We start from the raw sequence: 17,487 nt of genomic DNA, 5'->3' as shown, positions 1-17,487 counted from the left end.
GAGCTTAATGATGCCTGCCCAACGTGTACTGATGGTTATCGATATGCAAAATGGGGTATTTGATGCCCCACGTTTTAACCGCGAAACCTGCACGACTCGTATTAACCAACTGATCGATGCCGCAGAAAAAGTTATTTTCATCCAGCATACAGAACCTGGTTTTGAGCAGGGGAGCGCGGCGTTTGATTTGTTACCTGAGCTAATACAGCCAACTGATGCGCTGTATGTAACCAAAACAGCCTGTGACGCTTTTTATCGCACGGAACTTGATGAACTGCTTCAACGCCACAAAATAAACGAATTTGTGGTGTGTGGTTGTGCCACTGATTATTGCGTGGACGCTACTATTAAAAACGGTGCCAGTCGCGGATATGCCATGACTGTTGCCCTTGATGCCCATACCACAGCAAATCGTCCGGCGGCTCTTGCTGAAGTGTTGATCGAGCATTACAACGATGTATGGCGTAACTTTACGATTCCAGGAAATACCCTGCGGGTAAAATCTACCGCAGAAATCCTCGAACAGTGGTAGAGCTGCACTAACCCTTACATCTCTTGATACAACATTCAGTAAGCCTTATTTTTCCGGGAAAGTTATAACAATAAGAGTGTGTTTTCAGGAGTGTTGTAATGTTTAAATCGTTTTTCCCACGCCCGACAGCTTTTTTCCTATCGGCTTTTATCTGGGCAATGATCGCCGTTATTTTCTGGCAGGCTGGTGGAGGCAACTGGCTTGAGCATATCACTGGCGCAAGTGGCGAAGTGCCAATCAATGCTGCTCGTTTCTGGTCGATGGGCTATCTGGTGTTTTACGCCTATTACGCTCTTTGCGTGGGTATGTTTGCACTATTCTGGTTTATCTACAGCCCGCATCGTTGGCAGTATTGGTCTATTCTTGGCTCCTCGCTGATTATTTTCGTGACCTGGTTCCTGGTGGAAGTAGGGGTGGCGGTGAATGCGTGGTATGCCCCATTCTACGATTTAATCCAGACTGCGCTCAGTTCTCCCCATAAAGTGACTATTGAGCAGTTCTATCATGAAGTTGGCGTATTTCTCGGTATTGCACTGATTGCGGTGATTGTTGGCGTGATGAATAACTTTTTCGTCAGCCACTATGTCTTCCGCTGGCGTACCGCAATGAACGAATACTACATGGATAACTGGCAGATGCTGCGCCATATCGAAGGTGCCGCACAGCGTGTGCAGGAAGATACCATGCGCTTTGCCTCCACTCTCGAAGATATGGGTGTCAGCTTTATTAACGCGATTATGACCTTAATTGCCTTCCTGCCAGTGTTAGTCACTCTGTCAGCTCACGTTCCAGATTTACCGATCGTTGGGCATATTCCTTACGGTCTGGTGATTGCTGCCATTATCTGGTCACTTCTGGGAACAGGGTTGCTGGCTGTGGTAGGGATTAAACTGCCAGGGCTTGAGTTCAAAAATCAGCGTGTTGAAGCGGCGTATCGTAAAGAGCTGGTCTACGGCGAGGATGACCCAAGTCGTGCTTCTCCACCAACAGTAAAAGAGCTGTTTGATGGCGTGCGCAGAAACTATTTCCGACTCTATTTCCACTACATGTACTTCAACATTGCCCGTATTCTCTACTTGCAGGTTGATAATGTGTTCGGCTTGTTTCTGCTCTTCCCATCGATTGTGGCGGGGACTATAACGCTTGGCCTGATGACGCAAATCACCAACGTGTTTGGTCAGGTTCGTGGTTCATTCCAGTATTTGATTAGCTCGTGGACCACGCTAGTTGAGCTGATGTCTATCTATAAACGTCTGCGCAGCTTTGAGCGCACGTTGCAGGATATTCCGGTAGAAGCGGCAGGTGAGTCGGTATAAAAAGAGAAATCTGGCGGGTATTCCCGCCAGATTGATTTAATGCCCCACAGATGGCGCGCTTGGTGCGCCCGAACGTACAAACGGTGGCCGTGCGAACCAGATAACTACAATCAGCGCCATAAACCCCCAACCTAAAATCCAGAAGTAGTCGATGGTCGACATCATGTAGGCTTGCTGCTCAATGGTCTTATCTACAAACGCCAGATGCTGCTGCGTCGCGCCACCCATTTTATCCAGATAATCAACCGCTGAAGGGTTATAAATCGACACGCTCTCGGTCAGATTGGCGTGGTGGAACACTTCACGGCGTGACCAAATCCACGTCGTGAGTGATGACGCAAAAGAACCACCCAGCACGCGGAAGAAGGTAGCCAGACCGGAACCTTCTGCCACTTGTGCGCCATTCAGGTTCGACAGCACAATCGTGGTAATTGGCATAAAGAAGAAGGCTACGCCAATCCCCATAAACAGCTGCACTTCTGCGATGGTGCGGAAATCGACATCGGTATTGAACTGCGCACGGATAAGACACGAAGCCCCCATGGTCAGGAACGATAGTGAGGCCAGAATACGCAAGTCGAACTTGCTGGCGTAGCGCCCGATAATCGGTGTCATCATTAACGGCAACACCCCCATTGGCGCGGCAGCAAGACCCGCCCAGATAGCCGTATAGCCCATCTGCGTTTGCAGCCACTGGGGCAAAATGATGTTGATGGCGAAGAACGCGGCGTAGCCCAGCGTCAGAGAAATCGTACCGATGGCAAAGTTGCGGTCCTTGAACAGACGCAGGTTAACAATCGGATGACGCTCACCCAATTCCCAAATAACAAACGACACCAACGAGATAGCTGAGATCGTTGACATGATAATAATGTGCGACGAGGCGAACCAGTCGAGATCGTTTCCCTTATCCAGAACTACCTGCAATAGCCCAACACCGAGGACGAGCAGAGCGATACCGATATAGTCGATGGGCGAATGAGTCGTGGTTTCTTCACGGCTACGCAGTTGCGTCCAGACGACTATCGAAGCAAATATCCCGATCGGTACGTTGATATAGAAGATCCACGGCCACGAGTAGTTATCCGTTATCCAGCCACCGGTAATCGGCCCCACGATTGGCGCAACGACCGTCACCATCGACAGCAGCGCCAGCGCCATGCTGCGTTTGCTCGAAGGGAAGATAACCAGAAGTAATGTCTGGCACATCGGGAACATGGGTCCGGCGAAAAAACCTTGCAGCGCGCGGAAGAAAATCAGTTCGGTCATGCTGTGGGCAAAGCCGCACAGGAACGAGGTGAGGGTGAACATCACCACTGAGCCAATAAATAGCTTAAGTTGGCCGAAACGCCGTGTGAACCAGCCAGTCAGCGGCAAGGCAATGGCGTTACACACCGCAAACGAAGTGATAACCCATGTGCCCTGATCGGCACTTACACCAAGGTTCCCTGCAATGGTCGGCAGCGCCACGTTTGCAATGGTGGAGTCCAGCACTTGCATAAAGGTCGCCAGCGATAGCGCGAGCACCGCCAGCCACATGTTGGGAGGCGTAAATGCGGCTTTATCTTGCATAACGTCTCTCTTAATGGGCGCTTGAAGCTACCGCATTGCTGTTGTCATGAAGGATTTTTGCCACAAGTTTATCTGCCGCTTCCAGCGAGTCTTTATAAACATCGGTGGTAAAGCGAGGCGTGCTAACGGTTTGTTGTGGCAGTAGATGGCCATCTTCATTGTTGCGAATATCTACACGGGCATTCATCGATAAGCCAACACGCAACGGGTGCTTCTGCATATCGTGCGGGTCAAGCGTGATGCGCACAGGTAAACGCTGAACGATTTTGATCCAGTTACCGCTGGCGTTCTGGGCTGGCAACAAAGAGAACGCGCTGCCGGTGCCGATTCCCAGACTTTCAATGGTTCCGTGGTACTCAACATCATCGCCGTAGAGATCGGCGCTAAGCGTTACTTTTTGCCCAAGGCGCATGGTGCTCATTTGGCTTTCTTTGAAGTTGGCATCAACCCAAACCTCATTCAGTGGCACGATGGCAAGTAATGTTGTACCGGAGGTCACTCTCATTCCTAACTGCACCGCGCGTTTCGCAACATAGCCACTGACAGGGGCAACAATGGTGGTACGCGCATTATCAAGATAACGCTGGCGCAGTGTCGCCACTGCGGTTTTGATTTCAGGGTGGCTATCAATCACCGTGTCATCAACCATCGCAAGGTTGGTGCGTAACGCTTGTTGTGCGGCAGCCAAATCACTTTGTGCACTAGATACTGCATCGCGATAATGCGAGAGATCTTCAGCCGCAATTGCACCGGTTGAGAAAATTTTCTGGCGGCGCGCATAGTCGTTTTGTGCAGTTTGCAGAGCAACCTGTTTTGCTGCGACCTGAGCGCGGTAATTATCAGCCGTGCTGTACAAACCGCGAACCTGGCGCACGGTATTGGCAAGGTTTGCTTCTGCTTGCTGAAGTGCAATTTTGGTATCGCTTGGGTCAAGCAACACGAGTGGCTGGCCTTTCTCGACAAAGTCTCCTTCGTCAGCAGTGACTTGAGTCACTGTGCCACCAATCTGTGGCGTTAACGCCACCTGGTTGCCGTTTACATAGGCGTCATCGGTAGACTCGTAATAACGAGCATATAAGAAATACCATGCCAGACAGCCCGCGGCTGCCAGCACGAGAATCAGGATAAGAATAATAAAGTTACGTTTGCGTTTACTGGAGCGCTGAACGTGCACTTCTGGGGTGGTTTCCATCTTTTGGCCTTTATACGGTGTTAGCAATGTGGCGCAGTAATTTCATCCGGCAGCATTTTGGTAATGAGTTTAACCAGCTGTTGGGATTCTTCCTGCGTCAGGCGTGCGGTGAGGTCACTGATAATTGAGGTTAGCGCTTCGTTTTGAAAATGGTCGCAAATAATCAGGCCTTTGTCGGTCAGAGCCAGAATCACCTGGCGCTTATCTTGTGGATTTGGGGAGCGAACGATCAGTTCGCGTTTGACCATACGATCAACCATGCGGCTCATTGCGCCAGCATCCATCACCAGAGTTTTGCTGATTTCGACCGGGCTTGTGACACCTTTATAAATATTAATCAGCACCTTAAATTGTGCGGCGGTAATATCCATACCAGAGAAATACTGGCTGATAAGCTGGTCTTTAAACTGGTTCGCAAGGTGGATAAGCAAACCGAGATGAAATTTGTTATCGATAATACCCGGATTGTTTTTCATGATATTTGCCTGGTCAGTAATTACATGTGAAATTACTGACCAGGCAACCAAGTGTCAAGTTTGTGTCAAGAAGATCGCACTTTATGTCAGCGAGCCGGTGGCCCTCAGTATTTATCAGTCAATCTCTGATAAACGGCAGATGGCAGAACTGCTATTGTTTCATCCTGCCTTAGAAAACAATTACAACGGAACGTTATGACCATAATCACTTTAAGCAGACAGCATGGGCTATTTGCCCTCGGCCTTGGTGCTATTTTTGTCCTGGCGGGGTGTACCACTAAAAGCACACCCTCTGTTTCGGAAACCCAAAAACCTGTTGATGTTGAAAGTGTAGTGAAGCAAAAAATCCCTGCCAGCATGAAAGACCGCAACAGTTGGGCGAAAGATTTAGCGGTCACGTTCAAGAGCCAGAATATTGCACCTAGCGAAGAGAATATTTGCTCGGTACTGGCAGTGGCACAGCAGGAATCCAATTTGGTTGCTGACCCGGTGGTTCCAAATCTGAGCAAAATTGCCTGGAAGGAGATCGACCGTCGCGCTGAGAAAATGCATATCCCGGTTTTTCTGGTCCACACCGCGTTATTAATTAAATCGCCAAATGGGAAGAGCTACAGCGAGCGCCTGGATAATGTGAAAACAGAAGGACAACTGAGCGCGATCTTTGATGATTTTATCGACATGGTGCCAATGGGGCAGAAACTTTTCGGCAATCTGAACCCGGTACACACTGGTGGGCCAATGCAAGTCAGCATTGCTTTTGCTGAGCAGCACACTTCAGGTTACCCGTGGAAGATGGAGGGCACAGTGCGCCAGGAAGTGTTCACTCGGCGTGGTGGATTATGGTTCGGTACCTATCATTTGCTGAATTACCCGGCAAATTATACTCAGCCGCTATATCGTTTTGCCGACTTCAATGCGGGATGGTATGCCAGTCGTAATGCTGCATTCCAGAGTGCGGTCAGTAAGGCTACCGGTGTAAAACTAGCGCTGGATGGCGATTTAATTCTCTACAACACTGATAAAGCAGGCAGCACTGAGTTGGCAGTAAGGAAACTGGCAGGCAAACTCGATATGAGTGAAAGCCAGATTCATCGTGCGCTGGAGAAAGGTGACAGTATAGATTTTGAGAAAACGGACTTATACCAGCAGGTTTATGCGATAGCAGAGAAAAAAGTGGGCAAGAAATTGCCGCGTGAAATGTTGCCGGGTATTACGCTTGAGAGTCCGAAAATTACTCGTAATTTGACGACAGCATGGTTTGCAAAGCGGGTTGATGAGCGGCGTGCGGCGTGTATGAAATTGTAAGTCAGACTGGTAGGGCGGCTAAGCGGGTGATGCTTTGCTTACCCGCCCTACGAACGAAGTTTTCGACTCGGCATTGGATAAGACACCTTTAAAAATGGTGGCGTTGGTAGAATTTTAGCACAAGGCTAATCAAACCGATTACCGCACATCCCGCGAGGAATGGCACCAGACCAAATACAGTGCTTACTGCGAATCCCATTTCAATGTGCGGACGCGACGCATCATTTCCCTGCGCGAGATGTTCAAGCACTCCAGGAGAGTGAACTATCAAACCCAGTATCTGCGTACCGACCCAAAAGCAGAACAAAATGAACACAGCGTAAGCCAGATTACTCTGGGTAGATCCCTCTGCTTTCGTTGTTGAAATCGTGGTTATTACAGGAACAACCTGTTTCGACAAACTCATATCAGCCATCACGACCTCCCATGCAACAGTAAAACGATTCAGGCTGGGGCCTGCTACTTCAATTGCGTTGAGTTTGGCAGGTCATATGGGTTGTCAATATCAGATTGTTGGTAATTTAACGGGCGGAATGCTCCTGGTTTGTGAATATATGTTTGAGATCACATATTTTTAACTTAGGTGAAATTTGCGTAACAATATTCTGTTTAGCCCGTATTAACGTGCGGTTTATCGCCACGGCCTGTGCCACAATAAGTCCTCTTTTTGCCCTGACGGATTGCACCATGTCTGCGAAAACACTCTCTTTAAAAATGCGCCGTGACTGGCACTATTACGCTGTAGCGATTGGTTTGATCTTTATTTTGAATGGTGTGATTGGCTTGCTGGGGTTTAAAACCGAAGGCTGGCAAAATTATGCTGTTGGGCTTGTGACCTGGGTAATTTGTTTCTGGCTGGCTGGGTTTATTATTCGCCGTCGTCCGGAACCCGAGGATACGGAGACGGCGAAAGAGTAAGGCTTAGGCAGTAATCGAACTCTTCAGAGCGCAATCTTGTAGGTGGCGCTCAAGAGCCAGTTCAATTAAACGGGTAATCAGTGTCTGATAATCTAAACCGCTTGCCTGCCACAGTTTTGGATACATGCTGATATTAGTAAAACCTGGCAGTGTGTTGATCTCATTGATAATCACTTCATTATCAGCTGTCAGGAATACGTCAACTCGCGCCATTCCGCTGCATTCCAGTGCCTGATAAGCACGTACTGCAATCTCACGGATTTTGTCGTTAATATCTTCCGGGATTGACGCAGGAACAACAACTTGCGCGCCTTTATCATCAATGTACTTGGTGTCGTAAGAGTAGAAATCATTGCTTACCACCACTTCACCACAGGTACTCGCTTGTGGCTCATCGTTACCCAATACAGCACATTCAATCTCACGGCCTTTAATGCCGGTTTCCACCACAACTTTATGGTCAAACTCGAAGGCTAACGTGACTGCCGTTTCATATTGCTCAGCGGTATTTACTTTGCTGACGCCCACGGAGGAACCCTGGTTGGCAGGTTTAATGAACAATGGCAGGCCAAGTTTTGCTTCGACTTCGGCAAAGCTGGTTTTGTTTCGGTTTGAACGGGTGAGGGTAATAAATGGGGCAACATTCATACCGGCGTCACGTAACAGACGCTTAGTGACATCTTTGTCCATGCTTACGGCTGAACCCAACACACCGGAGCCAACGAATGGTAGGTTAGCCATGCGCAGCATACCTTGCAAAGAGCCATCTTCGCCCAACGTGCCGTGAACAATCGGGAAAATGACATCTACAGGCGCTAAAAACGCAGCGGAGGAGGATTCAATCAGTTGGTTTTCTGTTTGACCAGGCACCACGGCAACATTTGTCCCTGAGCGATTCAGAGCGATTAATGCCGGGTTTTCTGCATTTAACAGATAGTTGGACGCATCATTGATATGCCACTGGCCTTGTTTATCAATGCCCAATAACACGACTTCAAACTTTGATTTATCAATGGCGTCGACAATATTTTTCGCCGACTGTAATGATACTTCGTGCTCAGCTGACTTGCCCCCAAACACGATACCAACCCGCAGTTTTGCCATGCCAAAATCCATCCTTAAACAGTACAAAGGCGGACAACATACCACGCTCATAACGAGGATTCATGTGCTTCCTGCCGCTTAAAACCGACCGGCTTCTATAATGATTATTCCGTAAACAAAATCAGGTGAAAGGATGGTGAACGGAGTGAAAATTGTGATTGTTATAGCCATGATGGCCGCAGTGGGGTTCTGGTTCTATCAGCGCCTGCCTGCGCAGTACAATCCCTTTACGCCACTATCAATTGATGATCCACCAACGCAGGTTACACGCTACAAATTGCGCCAGATGGTAAACGATCCGCAAGCATGTCTTGCGTTGTTGCAGCAGGCGCAGGCGCGTGGACAGATAAATTTCCGCAATTCTGCGGATACCCAAGGTAATTGCCCACTAACTGGCGCAGTTAGGGTGGTGGATTTTGGCAGCGTAGGGCTTAGCAGTAGCTTTCTGGCAAGTTGCTCGCTTGCGCTAAGCAGCACGATGTTTATTCATCAACGCGCCGTTCCGCTGGCACAAGCTGAAATGGGCAGCAAGCTTACGCGCATTAACCATCTGGGGAGTTTTGCCTGTCGAAATATCTACAATCGTGAAGGTGCGCGGCGCAGTGAGCATGCTACAGCAGATGCGCTGGATATCAGCGGTTTTAGCTTTGCCAATCAGCAACAAATTAGTGTCCTGAAAGACTGGAAAGGTAAAGGGAAGGGGCGTGAATATCTACATGTGGTATTCGAAAACAGTTGTTCATTTTTTGGCAATGCGTTGGGGCCCGAATATAACGCTGCTCATGCCAATCATTTTCATATGGGAATGCGAGGCTACGGGCTTTGTCGATAAAATTAATTTGTATGATAAACTTCACATTATTCAGCTGATCTTTTTATCCCACTAATAAAGCGTGCACGGTATGGAATCCTGGAAGGTCAACATTATCTCGGTGTGGTTCGGTTGTTTTTTTACCGGGCTTGCCATTAGCCAAATACTGCCGTTTTTACCGCTTTATGTAGAACAACTTGGTGTGACTTCTCACGAAGCGTTATCTATGTGGTCGGGTCTGACCTTTAGTGTGACGTTTCTGGTGTCCGCCATTGTGTCTCCGATGTGGGGAAGCCTTGCTGACCGCAAAGGCCGAAAATTAATGCTGCTGCGTGCTTCTCTGGGTATGGCGGTCGCTATTTTGCTACAGGCATTTGCCACTAATGTTTGGCAACTCTTTATTTTGCGCGCAGTGATGGGGTTAACTTCTGGGTATATTCCAAATGCGATGGCGCTGGTGGCTTCCCAGGTTCCAAGAGAACGCAGTGGCTGGGCATTAAGTACACTTTCCACTGCACAAATCAGTGGTGTTATTGTTGGTCCACTTTTGGGTGGATATATGGCTGATACCCTTGGGTTGCGGATGGTCTTCTACGTCACTGCTGCATTGTTGATGGTAAGTTTTTTAGTGACGTTATTTCTGATAAAAGAAGGCGCTCGTCCCAATATTAGCAAGGCCGATCGGCTATCGGGTAAAGCCGTGTTTGCGTCATTACCTTATCCTAAATTAATGATAAGTCTGTTCGTCACCACGATGGTCATTCAACTTTGTAATGGTTCCGTCGGGCCAATACTTGCCCTTTTCATCAAGCATCTTTCCCCTGAAAGCAATAATATTGCATTCATTAGTGGTTTTATTGCTGCTGTTCCTGGGATATCAGCTCTTATTTCCGCCCCCAGATTAGGCAAGCTGGGAGACAGAATCGGCACCGCCAGAGTATTAATGGCGACGCTAATCTTTGCAGTGATATTATTTTTTGCTATGTCGTGGGTAACATCACCGCTGCAATTGGCTGTATTGCGCTTTTTACTTGGCTTTGCAGATGGCGCGATGTTACCCGCGGTTCAAACTTTGCTGGTTAAGTATTCCAGTGACCAAGTTACAGGAAGGATTTTTGGGTATAATCAGTCCTTTATGTATCTTGGGAACGTTGTTGGGCCGCTTATGGGGGCCGGCGTTTCCGCGATGGCGGGTTACCGTTGGGTATTTCTTGCTACCGCGTTGGTTGTATTGCTGAATGTCTGGCAGTTGGCGGTAATGTTGCGGCGTAAAAACCAACAAGATGCCCAGAGAAAACAGCTTGGGTCATAATATATTCCATTTATCCGGAAGCTATTTTTATTGCCTGCTCAAAAAATAGGCAGTCATGAGATTGCTATAGTAGTTGTCATCCATTTAAGTGTCGGAATAGTTGCCTGATGATATTTTTTGGGCTCCGGCACATATTTAACAAGTCATATAAAAATAGTCACTGCACCCTCTAGGAAATCTGAAATCATAATGCTAACGTCATGCTTCAAATCCCTGGCGGTTAGAACTATGAAAAACCTTATTTCTGAGTTACTGGCTAAACTCGCTGAAAAAGAAGAAGAGTCAAAAGAGTTTGTTGCACAGATAGAAGCCCTGGAAATAGTGATTTTCGCCATGCTCGAAAGAATGGAGGGCAGCGAACGACGAGCAATAATCACAAATATTGAAGATGCTTTAAATGAAACTCAACCTGATGATTCAGTGACTACTGATGATACCAGTTTGCTTAAACAATATTTATCGCGATTATTGACTCCTCCAACTATTTGATTTGATCTATTCTTGATTTCTCTTGTGGGAGTTTCACATTATTTATTTTCTTATTATTAATTAGAATAACTAAAGTCAATCAGCATCCAGCTATCTTACCTCACCTGGTACATTTTAATCCCCCCTGAAACCTGGTGCCAATGCGGTGCTTTATCGCTCCGCTTGAACAATACATGGCCTGCTGGTTCGCCATTTTCCCAACTACAGACCAAAATTAATTCACCACAATAAAAAGGATGGTGCTATGAAAACTGTATTGATAATGGTGTTACTGGCGGGTGTTATGGGGTCGGCTGCGGCGGCAGATAAAGCGATGACGCCGCAGCAGCAACGTATGACGTCGTGTAACCAACAAGCGACCTCTCAAACTCTAAAAGGGGACGCCCGTAAAACGTATATGAGCAATTGCCTGAAAAATAGTCAGTCAGCGCCAGCAGATAAAAGTCTGACGCCGCAGCAGCAGAAAATGAAAGACTGTAATGCTGAAGCAGGCAAAAAAACATTATCCGGCGATACACGAAAAACATTTATGAGTAATTGCCTGAAAAAACAATCCTGATAGCCTAAATGGGTGAGTCGGTTAGCTGACTCACTCATAAAATCATACTTTCCCCCGGATTAAACTTTCTATAATTACGGCAAATATTTCAGAATGTTCCTAATTATCATGAAAGATGAATACAGTTCTGGAAGATGGCTTCCTGGGGGATTTATGGATAGCTCAACGTACCTTGATGACGACCGGCATCGCTCCGCGCGACGATTTGCCCGACGACTTTATATCCCTCGAATCATAGGATTAGCGACCGGTTTTTTCTGTGTTTCCTCGGTGCTCGTTATGCAACCAGTGTCGGGGTGGTGGTGGTTGCTACTGGTCGCCTATAGTTTTATCTGGCCCCACTTCGCATGGCAAACTGCAGATCGTGCATCCGATCCCGCCCGAGCTGAAATCCGTAACTTAATGGTCGATTCTTTGATGGGTGGCGTGTGGATTGCGGTGATGGGGTTGAATGCTTTGCCATCAGCGCTAATTCTCGCAATATTGTGTATGAACAACGTCGGTTGTGGCGGATTGAAATTGTTCCTCGGTGGCTTGGGGGTAATTGTACTGAGTTGCTTGCTGACGTTGGGTTTGTCTCAGATACCGCTCAATCTGCAAACCATGCCATCACAAGTATGGATTTGCCTGCCACTCCTGCTGATTTACCCGACTTACTTTGGCCTGGTTAGTTACCGAACTGCTCTCAAACTCTCCGAACATAAACGGCGTTTAATGCACATGAGCACTCGTGATGGCATGACGGGTGTATATAACCGCCGCCACTGGGAGCACCTGCTACATGGTGAGTATGATAACTGCCAGCGTTACCAGCGTAGTGCCACTTTGTTACTCATTGATATTGATTACTTTAAATCAATCAATGACTCATACGGGCACGATGTGGGGGATGAGGCTATTCTGGCGCTTACCGAGCATCTGCAACTGACTCTGCGTATTACCGATGTTATCGGGCGCTTTGGTGGGGACGAGTTTGGCGTAATTATGTCCGGCACGGCTCAAGAAAGCGCAATACAGGCGATGGCACGAGTACGGGAATATCTTGAAGAGTTTCGCATACCTCATGCACCGCGTATTTCGCTGCGCATAAGCGTCGGAGTGGCGGAGTTTGATAAAAGTATGGTTAATTATCGCGAATGGTTAAAAGCGGCCGATGTGGCGTTATATAAAGCCAAAAATCTGGGACGTAGCCGCACTGAGGTCGCCGATATTGCGGCTTAAAACCCTCTCCCATTACAGGAGAGGGCAGACAAATTATGATTTACCTAAGTGCTCGGATTTGGCCATACATTTCACTACGGCTTCCATCACTGCGGCTCTGAACCCTTTCTCTTCCAGAACTTTTACCGCTTCAATCGTTGTACCGCCCGGTGAACACACCATGTCTTTCAACTCACCAGGATGCTGGCCTGTTTCAAGAACCATTTTGGCCGAACCCATCACTGCCTGTGCTGCAAATTGATACGCTTGCTTGCGAGGCATTCCACCTAGCACAGCGGCATCAGCCATTGCTTCGATAAACATAAAGACATAAGCCGGTGCTGAACCACTGACACCAACGACTGGGTGGATCATGTTTTCAGAGACGACTTCGGCAAGCCCGAAGCTGCGGAAAATATTCACCGCATCGGCAATATCTTCTGAAGTAACCAGAGCGTTTGGCGTAATTGAGGTCATGCCTGCATTCACTAATGCTGGCGTGTTAGGCATAGCGCGGATAATTTTGCGGTCATGACCTAATGCTTTAGCCAACGAATCCAGCGTAACGCCTGCAGCAATTGAAATCACCACGCTATCTTTATTCAGGCTGGAATTAACTTCACCCAGAACTTTTAGCATCACATTTGGCTTAACTGCGCCGAAGACGATATCGGCGATCTGCGCCACTTCCTGCGCACTTTGCGCCGCATTAATACCGTACTGGTCGCGCAAGGCTTCCACTTTATCGGGCGACGGTGTGTAGACCCAGATATTACCTGGAAGTACCTGTCCACTGGCTATCAGGCCACCCAGGATGGCTTTTCCCATGTTGCCGCAACCAATAAATCCAATTTTCTTATCCAAAGTCTCACTCCATCTTTTGAGTTGTGTGATGAGCATAGCTTACCGTGCTTTCAGGCGCTCACGCTACGTCCAGGCGAAACAGCAAGCAAAGATAAAGTTGGCGATTGACGGAAAAGCACGGCAAGATCGTCCCATTCCCACTGACAACCAGGAGTCGTCATGCAAATTTGGGTGGATGCCGATGCGTGTCCAAAAGTCATAAAAGAAGTGCTGTTTCGTGCGGCTGAGCGTGTGCAAATTGTGGTAACTCTGGTAGCCAATCAGGGGCTGAAAACCCCACCTTCACGCTATATTCGTACCCTGCAAGTCGCGACGGGTTTTGATGTGGCTGACAACGAAATTGTGCGCCGTTGTGAAAAAGGTGACTTAGTGGTCACGGCTGATATACCGCTCGCAGCGGATGTGCTGGAAAAGGGGGCGATTGCGTTAAATCCTCGCGGTGAGCTTTACACACCTGCTACCATCCGTGAGCGCCTGACGATGCGCGATTTTATGGATACATTAAGAGCCAGTGGAGTGCAAACCGGTGGGCCTGATAGTCTTAATCAGCGCGACCGCCAGATGTTTGCCAATGAACTGGAAAAATGGCTGCTTGCCGCTGGACGTTCAAAAAGCGCTTAATACCGATGTAATTCTATTCCACGTACTAGCTTGCTGGTATGATGACAACCTTTGGCGGACTTCTAAGGATTAGCCACCGATGACTCAACCCATTTATTTAGTCGGCGCGCGAGGTTGTGGCAAAACAACCGTCGGTGTTGCATTAGCGCAGGCATTGGGCTGTAACTTTGTCGATACCGACCACTACCTTTTAGAAAGCACCAATATGAGCGTTGCCGATATTGTGGCGCAAGAAGGCTGGGAAGGTTTTCGTCGCCGCGAGTCGGGCGCACTGCAAAGTGTCACAGCTCCAGGGACGGTTATCGCCACTGGTGGCGGTATGGTTCTTGCTGAAAGTAACCGGCAGTTTATGCGCGAGCATGGCGTGGTTATCTACCTGCGCGCACCGGCGCAAATTCTGGCTTCGCGTTTAGAAGCCTTCCCGGAAGAAGGCCAACGCCCAACCCTGACAGGGCGGCCGATCACCGATGAAATCGTTGAAGTTCTTGCCGCACGGGAAGCGTTATACAACCAGGCTGCACACCATGTCGTTGATGCGACTCGCCCTCCGGCTGAAATTGTCGAGGCAATACTAACGGCTCTGCGTACGGCTCGCGCCAGCTGATTCCTGGCTATACTTAACGCTCATTCATCACCAAAGGAAGAGCGATGGCGAGCAATCCTCCATATCCTCGGGAAGCGCGTGTTGTTGCAGTTGAAAAAGGTGCAACAGACCAAACAGTGACCTGGTATCAACTCCGTGCCGACCATCCACATCCTGATACGCTGATTAGTGAACACGAAACAGAAAAAGAAGCGCTGGATGCGAAGCGGCGTTATGAAGATCCGCAAAAAACGTAATACCTCGGCATGGACGCCATGATTACCCCCTCTTTTTCGAGTTAACTCAATGACCTGGTCATTAATCACACCTTTCGTTCAATCTTGTTGTTAACAAATCATTATCGTGATGTTGTAAAGATGTCGTTGACGTTTCGTTGAATATTCCGGCAGATGCTCTGCAAATATGCTGCTACGCTTTGTGGTTAATTATTGAGCGACCTTCAGCAGAGTATCATTCACAGGAAAGATACCAGTGCAGTAGCGAAGGACTGATATGGGACAAGGGCGGAACGAAACATGAAACAAACATTGGCAATTCTCACCATCGGTGTCGTTCCGGTCAGTGAAATACTGCCGCTACTCACAGACCATATTTCTGAAGAACAAATTAAAACTTTCAGTCTGTTAGGTAATCTTTCTTATGACGAAGTGATGGAGGAATTTTCACCGTCACCCGATGAAGAACAACTTCTGACGCTGTTAACCGGTAACGTTTTGGCTTACGTGGGGAAGCAGAAAGTAGAACGAGCGTTGCAAAGTGTTATTGAGGTGCTGGATAACCAGGGTTTCGATGTCATTTTATTGATGAGCACACACCGCTTAGCCAATCTCTCGGTGCGTAAAGGTATTTTGCTGGAGCCTGAGCGAATTATCCCCCCGCTTGTGGCTTCAATAGTCGATGGGCACCAGGTCGGTATCATTCTGCCCGTTCCCGAAATGATGAAATATCAGAACAAAAAATGGGAGTTATTACCCATTGAGCCGTTGTATGAACTGGCTAACCCTGTTCATGGAACTGATCAAGAGCTTATCGATGCAGGGAAGAAACTGGTAGAGAGTGGTGCAGATGTTTTGGTGCTGGACTGCCTTGGATTCCATCAAAAACATCGCGATTTGTTGCAAAAATCCTTAGATGTCCCGGTATTGTTATCGAACGTGTTGATTGCGCGTTTAGCGTCAGAATTGCTCGCTTAACGGCGGGTAATAATTTGCGTGACAGGCTCTCAAGTTCCCCTCTATATTGTTTTTTCAACTATTTTAAAAAGGGCCTGGTCATGCTTCAAAGTAATGAGTACTTTTCCGGTAAAGTGAAGTCTATTGGTTTTACAAGCAGCAGCACTGGCCGCGCGAGTGTTGGGGTTATGGTTGAAGGTGAATATACTTTCGGCACGGCTCAACCAGAAGAAATGACCGTCATCAGTGGTGCATTACACGTTTTACTTCCGGGTGAAACCGAGTGGAAAACTTATGCAGCGGGCACCGTGTTCCACGTCCCAGGACACAGCGAATTCCATTTACAAGTCGCTGAACCTACGTCGTATCTTTGCCGTTATTTAGCTGATAAATAATTTACCCGTCATACTTCAAGTTGCAGGTGTGTCGCCTGCCTGCAACTCGAATTATTTAGGGTAAAACATTATCTTCTGAAAAATATTAGCGTTGAGCTTCGCCGCCCAGAGCTTCCACCAGATTCTTAATCAACGCCGCCAGTTCACCCGTCATCAGAATAAAATCTGCATCAAAACGAGCACCGAAATCTTCACGGTCAATATCCTCATTTTGATCGCGCAGCGTATCGGCAAACTTCAGGCGCTTAATCGAACCGTCATCAGCAATCAAAAACTGAATACGTTCTTGCCAGTCGAGAGCCAGTTTGGTTACCACTTTGTCGGCTTCGATATGGGCGGCAATCTCATCACAAACCAAATCCTGCTGCTTGCAGCGAATTACACCACCGCCTTCAAGAATAGCTTTAAGCTCGGCTTCATCCATCAGCGCAAAGCCCGGAGGCACGTCGCCAGAACGTACCCACTCAGTCAGCGTCAGTTCAATAGGGGTTTCCAGCGCCAGTGGCACAACAGGCAGCGAACCGAGGCTTTTACGCAGCAGTGCCAGCGTATCTTCAGCTTTTTTAGCACTGGCACAATCGACCATAATCAAACCGTTGACGGTATCGATCCACATCATGGTTTGGTTGAAACGGCTGAAAGCACGTGGCAGTAAAGAGTGCAGCACTTCATCTTTCAGAGAATCTTTCTCGGTCTTTTTCAGCTTACGAGCTTGTTCGGCTTCAAGACGGCTGATCTTCGCTTCCAGTTCTTGTTTAATCACCGGAGCCGGGAGAATTTTTTCTTCTTTACGGGCGCAAATCACAATCTGCCCGTTGGCTACATGGGTTAATGCATCGCTGTGCGAACCCATTGGCGACACCCAGCCGGTCTTCGCCATATCCTGGCTACCGCATGGGGTGAAAGTAAACGCGGCCAACTGTTTTTCCATCTCATCCGCTGAAAGCGTGATGTCACGGCTTAAACGGTAAACCATTAAATTTTTGAACCACAGCATGATTATTTCCCGGACTGTCAGTTAAACGCAGCGGGCATGATAGCGAAT

The 17,487-nt window shown here is 48.0% G+C and carries 21 protein-coding genes; 14 read left to right on the top strand and 7 right to left on the bottom strand.

Translation table 11 applies throughout. The features are described from left to right. The first annotated feature begins 10 nt into the window (after positions 1–10). Positions 11–532 carry an isochorismatase family protein gene (locus tag AC0IXI_RS19025; RefSeq protein ID WP_471683253.1) on the top strand — a complete coding sequence of 174 codons (522 nt, stop codon included), beginning with the start codon at positions 11–13 and terminating at the stop codon, positions 530–532. 98 nt (positions 533–630) lie between these two features. Next, entirely contained in the window at positions 631–1,848 is a 1,218-nt protein-coding gene (sbmA, locus tag AC0IXI_RS19020; RefSeq protein ID WP_471682941.1) for a peptide antibiotic transporter SbmA, read from the top strand. A 36-nt stretch (positions 1,849–1,884) separates the two neighbouring features. Here sbmA and AC0IXI_RS19015 read toward each other — a convergent pair whose 3' ends face one another. From AC0IXI_RS19015 to AC0IXI_RS19005, 3 genes are read right to left on the bottom strand one after another with little or no spacing between them, the layout of a single operon-like run. Further along, the gene (locus tag AC0IXI_RS19015) at positions 1,885–3,420 is read right to left on the bottom strand and encodes a DHA2 family efflux MFS transporter permease subunit (RefSeq protein WP_424221255.1); all 1,536 of its coding nucleotides are present in this window, start codon (positions 3,418–3,420) and stop codon (positions 1,885–1,887) included. A gap of 10 nt (positions 3,421–3,430) precedes the next feature. Continuing rightward, positions 3,431–4,612, bottom strand: a complete 1,182-nt coding sequence (locus AC0IXI_RS19010; RefSeq protein ID WP_424221256.1) for an efflux RND transporter periplasmic adaptor subunit — start codon at positions 4,610–4,612, stop codon at positions 3,431–3,433. Between the two features lie 20 nt (positions 4,613–4,632). Further along, positions 4,633–5,088, bottom strand: a complete 456-nt coding sequence (locus tag AC0IXI_RS19005; protein ID WP_064516519.1) for a MarR family transcriptional regulator — start codon at positions 5,086–5,088, stop codon at positions 4,633–4,635. A 195-nt stretch (positions 5,089–5,283) separates the two neighbouring features. On the opposite strand from AC0IXI_RS19005, the gene AC0IXI_RS19000 reads away from it, so the two are divergent. Then, positions 5,284–6,393, top strand: coding sequence for a DUF1615 domain-containing protein (locus AC0IXI_RS19000; RefSeq protein WP_413498107.1), 1,110 nt, complete (start codon positions 5,284–5,286; stop codon positions 6,391–6,393). An 88-nt stretch (positions 6,394–6,481) separates the two neighbouring features. On the opposite strand, the gene AC0IXI_RS18995 is transcribed toward AC0IXI_RS19000, so the two are convergent. Continuing rightward, on the bottom strand, positions 6,482–6,808 hold the full coding sequence (locus tag AC0IXI_RS18995; protein WP_064516525.1) for a DUF2755 family protein: 327 nt from the start codon (positions 6,806–6,808) through the stop codon (positions 6,482–6,484). A 272-nt stretch (positions 6,809–7,080) separates the two neighbouring features. Here AC0IXI_RS18995 and AC0IXI_RS18990 point away from each other — a divergent pair, with 272 nt between their 5' ends. Further along, the gene (locus AC0IXI_RS18990) at positions 7,081–7,311 is read left to right on the top strand and encodes a DUF2754 family protein (protein WP_134184091.1); all 231 of its coding nucleotides are present in this window, start codon (positions 7,081–7,083) and stop codon (positions 7,309–7,311) included. Between the two features lie 3 nt (positions 7,312–7,314). Here AC0IXI_RS18990 and ddlA read toward each other — a convergent pair whose 3' ends face one another. Continuing rightward, positions 7,315–8,415 carry a D-alanine--D-alanine ligase gene (gene ddlA / locus AC0IXI_RS18985; RefSeq protein ID WP_422568019.1) on the bottom strand — a complete coding sequence of 367 codons (1,101 nt, stop codon included), beginning with the start codon at positions 8,413–8,415 and terminating at the stop codon, positions 7,315–7,317. Between the two features lie 133 nt (positions 8,416–8,548). On the opposite strand from ddlA, the gene AC0IXI_RS18980 reads away from it, so the two are divergent. From AC0IXI_RS18980 to adrA, 5 genes are all read left to right on the top strand, one after another. After that, positions 8,549–9,247 carry an extensin-like domain-containing protein gene (locus AC0IXI_RS18980; RefSeq protein ID WP_471682940.1) on the top strand — a complete coding sequence of 233 codons (699 nt, stop codon included), beginning with the start codon at positions 8,549–8,551 and terminating at the stop codon, positions 9,245–9,247. A 70-nt stretch (positions 9,248–9,317) separates the two neighbouring features. Further along, positions 9,318–10,538, top strand: a complete 1,221-nt coding sequence (locus tag AC0IXI_RS18975; RefSeq protein WP_064516533.1) for a multidrug efflux MFS transporter — start codon at positions 9,318–9,320, stop codon at positions 10,536–10,538. Positions 10,539–10,766: 228 nt separating this feature from the next. Further along, a complete protein-coding gene (iraP, locus tag AC0IXI_RS18970; RefSeq protein WP_134184085.1) occupies positions 10,767–11,027 on the top strand; it encodes an anti-adapter protein IraP in 261 nt (86 codons plus the stop codon). Positions 11,028–11,271: 244 nt separating this feature from the next. Beyond that, positions 11,272–11,586 (top strand): PsiF family protein, encoded by a 315-nt coding sequence (locus AC0IXI_RS18965; protein WP_134184083.1) that lies wholly within the window; start codon positions 11,272–11,274, stop codon positions 11,584–11,586. Between the two features lie 108 nt (positions 11,587–11,694). After that, positions 11,695–12,807, top strand: coding sequence for a diguanylate cyclase AdrA (gene adrA / locus AC0IXI_RS18960; protein ID WP_424221261.1), 1,113 nt, complete (start codon positions 11,695–11,697; stop codon positions 12,805–12,807). A gap of 33 nt (positions 12,808–12,840) precedes the next feature. Here the strand turns inward: adrA and proC are convergent, their stop codons facing one another. Then, positions 12,841–13,650 carry a pyrroline-5-carboxylate reductase gene (gene proC, locus AC0IXI_RS18955; protein WP_134184079.1) on the bottom strand — a complete coding sequence of 270 codons (810 nt, stop codon included), beginning with the start codon at positions 13,648–13,650 and terminating at the stop codon, positions 12,841–12,843. A gap of 159 nt (positions 13,651–13,809) precedes the next feature. Here proC and AC0IXI_RS18950 point away from each other — a divergent pair, with 159 nt between their 5' ends. From AC0IXI_RS18950 to ppnP, 5 genes are all read left to right on the top strand, one after another. Further along, complete coding sequence (locus AC0IXI_RS18950; protein ID WP_413498102.1) at positions 13,810–14,271, top strand: YaiI/YqxD family protein; 462 nt, start codon at positions 13,810–13,812, stop codon at positions 14,269–14,271. A 79-nt stretch (positions 14,272–14,350) separates the two neighbouring features. Next, positions 14,351–14,875: a shikimate kinase AroL gene (aroL, locus tag AC0IXI_RS18945; protein WP_064516545.1), complete on the top strand. Its 525-nt coding sequence runs from the start codon at positions 14,351–14,353 to the stop codon at positions 14,873–14,875. 44 nt (positions 14,876–14,919) lie between these two features. Continuing rightward, positions 14,920–15,111 carry a YaiA family protein gene (locus AC0IXI_RS18940; RefSeq protein ID WP_064516547.1) on the top strand — a complete coding sequence of 64 codons (192 nt, stop codon included), beginning with the start codon at positions 14,920–14,922 and terminating at the stop codon, positions 15,109–15,111. 279 nt (positions 15,112–15,390) lie between these two features. Continuing rightward, positions 15,391–16,068: an AroM family protein gene (locus AC0IXI_RS18935; protein ID WP_134184075.1), complete on the top strand. Its 678-nt coding sequence runs from the start codon at positions 15,391–15,393 to the stop codon at positions 16,066–16,068. An 80-nt stretch (positions 16,069–16,148) separates the two neighbouring features. Continuing rightward, entirely contained in the window at positions 16,149–16,442 is a 294-nt protein-coding gene (gene ppnP / locus AC0IXI_RS18930; protein WP_034457894.1) for a pyrimidine/purine nucleoside phosphorylase, read from the top strand. Between the two features lie 85 nt (positions 16,443–16,527). Here the strand turns inward: ppnP and rdgC are convergent, their stop codons facing one another. Next, entirely contained in the window at positions 16,528–17,439 is a 912-nt protein-coding gene (rdgC, locus tag AC0IXI_RS18925) for a recombination-associated protein RdgC (RefSeq protein WP_064516551.1), read from the bottom strand. Between the last annotated feature and the right edge of the window lie 48 nt (positions 17,440–17,487).

The sequence above is a fragment of the Buttiauxella sp. AC038 genome (assembly GCF_979253565.1).
Note: the sequence above shows the minus strand (reverse complement) of the source record. Positions and strands in the feature narration are given on the sequence as shown.

Excerpts from the sequence above, each read along its gene's own strand:
- AC0IXI_RS19025 (WP_471683253.1), top strand. The coding sequence starts at position 11 with ATGCCTGCCCAACGTGTACTGATGGTTATCGATATGCAAAATGGGGTA.
- sbmA (WP_471682941.1), top strand. The coding sequence starts at position 631 with ATGTTTAAATCGTTTTTCCCACGCCCGACAGCTTTTTTCCTATCGGCT.
- AC0IXI_RS19015 (WP_424221255.1), bottom strand. The coding sequence starts at position 3,420 with ATGCAAGATAAAGCCGCATTTACGCCTCCCAACATGTGGCTGGCGGTG.
- AC0IXI_RS19010 (WP_424221256.1), bottom strand. The coding sequence starts at position 4,612 with ATGGAAACCACCCCAGAAGTGCACGTTCAGCGCTCCAGTAAACGCAAA.
- AC0IXI_RS19005 (WP_064516519.1), bottom strand. The coding sequence starts at position 5,088 with ATGAAAAACAATCCGGGTATTATCGATAACAAATTTCATCTCGGTTTG.
- AC0IXI_RS19000 (WP_413498107.1), top strand. The coding sequence starts at position 5,284 with ATGACCATAATCACTTTAAGCAGACAGCATGGGCTATTTGCCCTCGGC.
- AC0IXI_RS18995 (WP_064516525.1), bottom strand. The coding sequence starts at position 6,808 with ATGGCTGATATGAGTTTGTCGAAACAGGTTGTTCCTGTAATAACCACG.
- AC0IXI_RS18990 (WP_134184091.1), top strand. The coding sequence starts at position 7,081 with ATGTCTGCGAAAACACTCTCTTTAAAAATGCGCCGTGACTGGCACTAT.
- ddlA (WP_422568019.1), bottom strand. The coding sequence starts at position 8,415 with ATGGCAAAACTGCGGGTTGGTATCGTGTTTGGGGGCAAGTCAGCTGAG.
- AC0IXI_RS18980 (WP_471682940.1), top strand. The coding sequence starts at position 8,549 with ATGGTGAACGGAGTGAAAATTGTGATTGTTATAGCCATGATGGCCGCA.
- AC0IXI_RS18975 (WP_064516533.1), top strand. The coding sequence starts at position 9,318 with ATGGAATCCTGGAAGGTCAACATTATCTCGGTGTGGTTCGGTTGTTTT.
- iraP (WP_134184085.1), top strand. The coding sequence starts at position 10,767 with ATGAAAAACCTTATTTCTGAGTTACTGGCTAAACTCGCTGAAAAAGAA.
- AC0IXI_RS18965 (WP_134184083.1), top strand. The coding sequence starts at position 11,272 with ATGAAAACTGTATTGATAATGGTGTTACTGGCGGGTGTTATGGGGTCG.
- adrA (WP_424221261.1), top strand. The coding sequence starts at position 11,695 with ATGAAAGATGAATACAGTTCTGGAAGATGGCTTCCTGGGGGATTTATG.
- AC0IXI_RS18950 (WP_413498102.1), top strand. The coding sequence starts at position 13,810 with ATGCAAATTTGGGTGGATGCCGATGCGTGTCCAAAAGTCATAAAAGAA.
- aroL (WP_064516545.1), top strand. The coding sequence starts at position 14,351 with ATGACTCAACCCATTTATTTAGTCGGCGCGCGAGGTTGTGGCAAAACA.
- AC0IXI_RS18940 (WP_064516547.1), top strand. The coding sequence starts at position 14,920 with ATGGCGAGCAATCCTCCATATCCTCGGGAAGCGCGTGTTGTTGCAGTT.
- AC0IXI_RS18935 (WP_134184075.1), top strand. The coding sequence starts at position 15,391 with ATGAAACAAACATTGGCAATTCTCACCATCGGTGTCGTTCCGGTCAGT.
- ppnP (WP_034457894.1), top strand. The coding sequence starts at position 16,149 with ATGCTTCAAAGTAATGAGTACTTTTCCGGTAAAGTGAAGTCTATTGGT.
- rdgC (WP_064516551.1), bottom strand. The coding sequence starts at position 17,439 with ATGCTGTGGTTCAAAAATTTAATGGTTTACCGTTTAAGCCGTGACATC.